Genomic DNA, 4229 nt, shown 5'->3' with positions numbered 1-4229 from the left:
ACTTGGGTGGTAACGCCCTGGGAGAATAGGACGTTGCGGATTTAACTAGTAAAGAAAGATCTCTGGCTATCAGAGATCTTTCTTTATATCGAACTAAGCGACTCGCGAAAATTCCTTTGGAATTTGGCTCCCTGCTTATGGGAGAATAGGACGTTGCGGATTTACAAAAAGACTCACGTTTATCGTGAGTCTTTTTTAATGCTTTTTTATTTTTAATCCATTTTTAAAGAAACCAACAACCCTTTATGATAATATAGATTATGGAGGTGTTTTAATGAAAGAAATGAATATATGTATCGATATAGATGGCACAATCACGGAACCTTATTATTGGCTAAAAAGAGTAAATGATTATTTTTACACTAATGTTCAAGCAGAAGACGTTACTGTTTACGATATTCATAAAATTATAGGAATTGACCCTATTGAATATTTCGATTTTTACTTAAAGAACGGTGAGTTACTTCATAAAGAAGCTCAAATTCGACCGGGAGCGAGAGAAGTCATAAACCAATTAAACAATAAGCACAAAATCCACTTTGTAACGGCAAGAGATAAAATAATGAGGGAGGTGACCCTAGAATGGATGAGCCATTACAATATCTCTATGGACACAATCTCATTTCTAGGTTCACACGATAAAGTAAATAAAGCCAAAGAATTACAGTCAGATATTTTTATTGAAGATCGATTGGAAAATGCATTGCAATTATCAGATGCGGATCTTCAAGTTTTACTAGTTGATTGTAATTATAATAAAGGCGAGCTGCCAAATAATGTAGTTCGTGTGAAAAGCTGGAGAGAAATTGATGAGTGGATTTACTATTATGAAGGATGGAATAAGAAAGAAATAGCTTTATAACAAAATTGTTTTTAGATAAAATTTAAAGGTTTGCCCCCTGTATAATTGACAGATTGTCCATGATATTGTAGACTATAAACGACAATAAAATACAACCTCACTTTAATTGGTGAGGTAGAGGTGCGATATTTAATAGTCTTTAACGTAGCTTGAGAAGTAATGAGGTTAAGGAGAAGGAAGTATTGCCGAAGTGTATAGTATTCTCGGTACTATATGCTGGGACTGCAGTGAATAACTGCAGGACTGTCTCGATAAACGTCCCGGTTTGTTGAGGAGTGCTATCTCATTTGGGAAGAGGGGGTTAGTGGATAAGTGTACATTATGGCCTGAGCAATCCTCAGGTCTTCTTTTTGTGAACTAATGAGATCTAGATAAACTATGTTTGAATTAATATTATAAGGGGGAGAAGAAGAAAATGAAGAAAAAGATTGTGTTATCAATTGTATTAATGTTAGCTATGATGTTTACAGCTTGTGGTTCATCAGAAAAAAATTCAGAAGATACCTTTAAAGTAGGTATGGAAGCAAATTATGCGCCATTTAATTGGACTCAAGTAAATGATTCTAATGATGGTGTTCCAATTAAGGGTAATGCAGAGTATGCAGGTGGATATGATGTTGAGATTGCAAAGAAAATAGCGGAAGGTCTTGGAAAAGAATTAGAAATTGTAAAAGTTGAGTGGGATGGACTTGTTCCAGCTTTGACCTCAGGTAAAATTGACGCTATTATTGGAGGCATGTCTCCAACAGCAGAAAGAAAAAAAACAATTGACTTTAGCGATAATTATTATAAATCCGATTTAGTTATGGTAGTAAAAAAAGGTGGAAACTATGAGAAAGCTAGCAAACTTAGTGACTTTAGTGGTGCCAAGATTACAGCACAATTAAATACGTTTCACTACACAGTAATTGATCAAATTTCAGGTGTAAATAAAGAAATAGCATCAGATAATTTTTCAGCAATGAGAGTTGCTCTTGAATCTGGAATGATTGATGGATATGTATCAGAGCGACCTGAGGGTGTTAGTGCAACTGCAGCAAATGAAAAATTTGCAATGGTAGAATTTACAGATGGTTTTAAGACATCGGATGAAGATACGGCAATAGCTGTGGGTGTGGCCAAAGATAGTGAATTGACAGAACAAATTAACAAGGTTATATCTGGTATTAGTTTAGAAGAACAACAAAATATAATGGATACAGCAATTAAAAACCAACCAGCAGCACAATAATACATAATAATGTATATAAAACCGACCTGATTTTACAGGCGGTTTTATGTTTTAAACAGGAGGAGAATTATGACTTTAGATTGGTTAATAAGTATTGTTACTGACTACTGGCCGATGTTCATTCGTGGAGCGGGCATGACATTACTAATTTCAATAACAGGTACAATTTTAGGCTCTATTTTGGGCTTGCTAATAGGTGTGGTACGCACGATGCCATTACCTGAAAAGGGACCAAGGAGAGTAGCTCTGAAAATAATCACTGGAATACTATCCTTTTACGTAGAATTTTTCCGTGGGACGCCAATGATCGTACAAGCTATGGTTATTTACTTTGGTTCCGCGTTAGCCTTTGACATGCATATGAATCGAACCGTAGCTGCTATATTTATAGTCTCTATAAATACAGGTGCATATATGGCTGAAATTGTACGTGGTGGAATTATTTCTATCGATGATGGACAATTTGAGGCCGCTCAAGCTATAGGAATGAATCACATTCAAACCATGATTAATGTAGTTATTCCACAGGTAATTCGAAATATATTACCTGCAACGGGTAATGAATTTGTCATTAATATAAAAGACACATCAGTTCTCAATGTAATTGGAGTAACAGAATTGTTTTTCCAGACGAAATCTATTGCCGGTAATAATTATAGATATTTTGAATCTTTCTTTGTGGCCAGTATTTTATATTTTATTATGACCTTCACAGTAACCCGAATACTACGTTATTTTGAAAGAAAGCTTGATGGTCCTAAAAATTACAATATAATTGGAAATCAGATGCAGGTAGAAACACCTGAAATGGCAAAAAGCAAAACGAGAAAACAGTAGATAAGGAGGATATCAATGAGTAAAGTAATAGAGATACAACGATTGAATAAATCCTTCGGCACTCACGAAGTATTAAGAGATATAAATATTACCGTGGACAAAGGAGAAGTTGTAAGTATTATCGGTTCATCTGGTTCTGGCAAATCTACACTCTTGCGCTGTGTAAATTTGCTAGAAAGACCTAGTGGTGGAGCTATTATTTACAAAGGTGAGAATATACTTGATGATAAACACGATGTGTATGCATATAGAACAAAGCTAGGAATGGTATTTCAACAATTTAATTTATTCAACAATCATAATGTTTTAAATAATTGTGTAGTTGGTCAAGTTAAAGTTTTGGAGCGTTCTAAAGAAGAAGCTGAAAAAATAGCGATGCAATACCTTAAGGTAGTTGGCATGGATCAGTTTATTAATGCAAGACCTAATCAATTATCAGGTGGGCAAAAACAACGGGTTGCCATAGCGAGAGCTCTTTCTATGGAGCCTGATGTAATGTTGTTTGATGAGCCAACTTCTGCTCTTGATCCAGAAATGGTTGGAGAGGTACTAAAAGTTATGAAGGAATTAGCAGATAGTGGATTAACTATGATGGTAGTTACTCATGAAATGGATTTTGCAAGGGATGTATCAGATCGAGTTATATTCATGGACAAAGGAGTTATAGCTGAGGAAGGTACACCTGAACAGATATTCAATACACCTACACAGGAGCGTACAAAAGAATTTTTAAAACGTGTACTATAAAGATTGTTTATAATTGCCAGATGGATCATTATAATCCATTTGGCAATTTTCATGTTTAATAGAAAAGTTCTACTTGTAGACTTAGCTATTTTTTATATGCAGTTGAATTTTGACCTGTAAGAATTGACCTAACGCTGTTGACTGGCAGCTGTTCAAGTACCAAAGGCACTTTATTGTGGAATAAAAAATAAGAATCAAAAAAGTGATTGACAAAATTAAGAGAACACTCTATAATAGTAAAAGTCGCCGCAAGAAATGACAAAATAATAAAAAGTATGACAAATAATTATTTTTGAAAAAGTGGTTGACAAAAGAAACAAAAAGAAGTAAGATATAAAAGCTGTCTCGTGAGACAAGCTAAAAAAAAGAACTTAGTAATTCTAAAAAGCCGAAAGGCAAGCCGTAACTTATAACCAATCAAACTTCGCCTTAAGGCTCGTTTTCTTGGATAAGTCTGGCATAGGTAGTACTAATTACTTACCGCATTACTGCGTTCTTTGTAAGTAAAGTAACTACTCCAAGGTATTTGAAAATAGAATAGTGCACACAAAC

General features: G+C 34.6%; 4 protein-coding genes and 1 riboswitch. All 4 genes read left to right on the top strand.

The window, feature by feature from the left end; all coding sequences use genetic code 11:
• Window positions 1-274 precede the first annotated feature (274 nt).
• The 4 genes from Q7P22_RS08425 to Q7P22_RS08410 all read left to right on the top strand — a co-directional run bounded on the left by Q7P22_RS08425 (window position 275) and on the right by Q7P22_RS08410 (window position 3677).
• Entirely contained in the window at window positions 275-862 is a 588-nt protein-coding gene (locus Q7P22_RS08425; protein WP_303863076.1) for a hypothetical protein, read from the top strand.
• Window positions 863-969: 107 nt separating this feature from the next.
• Window positions 970-1151: riboswitch (Lysine riboswitch) on the top strand.
• Window positions 1152-1310: 159 nt separating this feature from the next.
• On the top strand, window positions 1311-2093 hold the full coding sequence (locus Q7P22_RS08420; protein ID WP_303863079.1) for a transporter substrate-binding domain-containing protein: 783 nt from the start codon (window positions 1311-1313) through the stop codon (window positions 2091-2093).
• 69 nt (window positions 2094-2162) lie between these two features.
• Window positions 2163-2930 (top strand): amino acid ABC transporter permease, encoded by a 768-nt coding sequence (locus tag Q7P22_RS08415; RefSeq protein WP_303863074.1) that lies wholly within the window; start codon window positions 2163-2165, stop codon window positions 2928-2930.
• 15 nt (window positions 2931-2945) lie between these two features.
• Complete coding sequence (locus Q7P22_RS08410; protein ID WP_303863071.1) at window positions 2946-3677, top strand: amino acid ABC transporter ATP-binding protein; 732 nt, start codon at window positions 2946-2948, stop codon at window positions 3675-3677.
• Window positions 3678-4229 lie beyond the last annotated feature (552 nt).

The organism is Alkalibaculum bacchi, from assembly GCF_937875145.1.
Classification (GTDB): Bacteria; Bacillota; Clostridia; order Eubacteriales; family Alkalibacteraceae; genus Alkalibaculum; species Alkalibaculum bacchi_A.
The sequence above is the reverse complement of the archived record's forward strand: the minus strand, read 5'-3'. Positions and strand labels throughout refer to the sequence as shown.

Bases quoted from the DNA above. Each gene is read 5' to 3' on its own strand.
- Q7P22_RS08425 (WP_303863076.1), top strand. From the start codon at position 275: ATGAAAGAAATGAATATATGTATCGATATAGATGGCACAATCACGGAA.
- Q7P22_RS08420 (WP_303863079.1), top strand. From the start codon at position 1,311: ATGTTAGCTATGATGTTTACAGCTTGTGGTTCATCAGAAAAAAATTCA.
- Q7P22_RS08415 (WP_303863074.1), top strand. From the start codon at position 2,163: ATGACTTTAGATTGGTTAATAAGTATTGTTACTGACTACTGGCCGATG.
- Q7P22_RS08410 (WP_303863071.1), top strand. From the start codon at position 2,946: ATGAGTAAAGTAATAGAGATACAACGATTGAATAAATCCTTCGGCACT.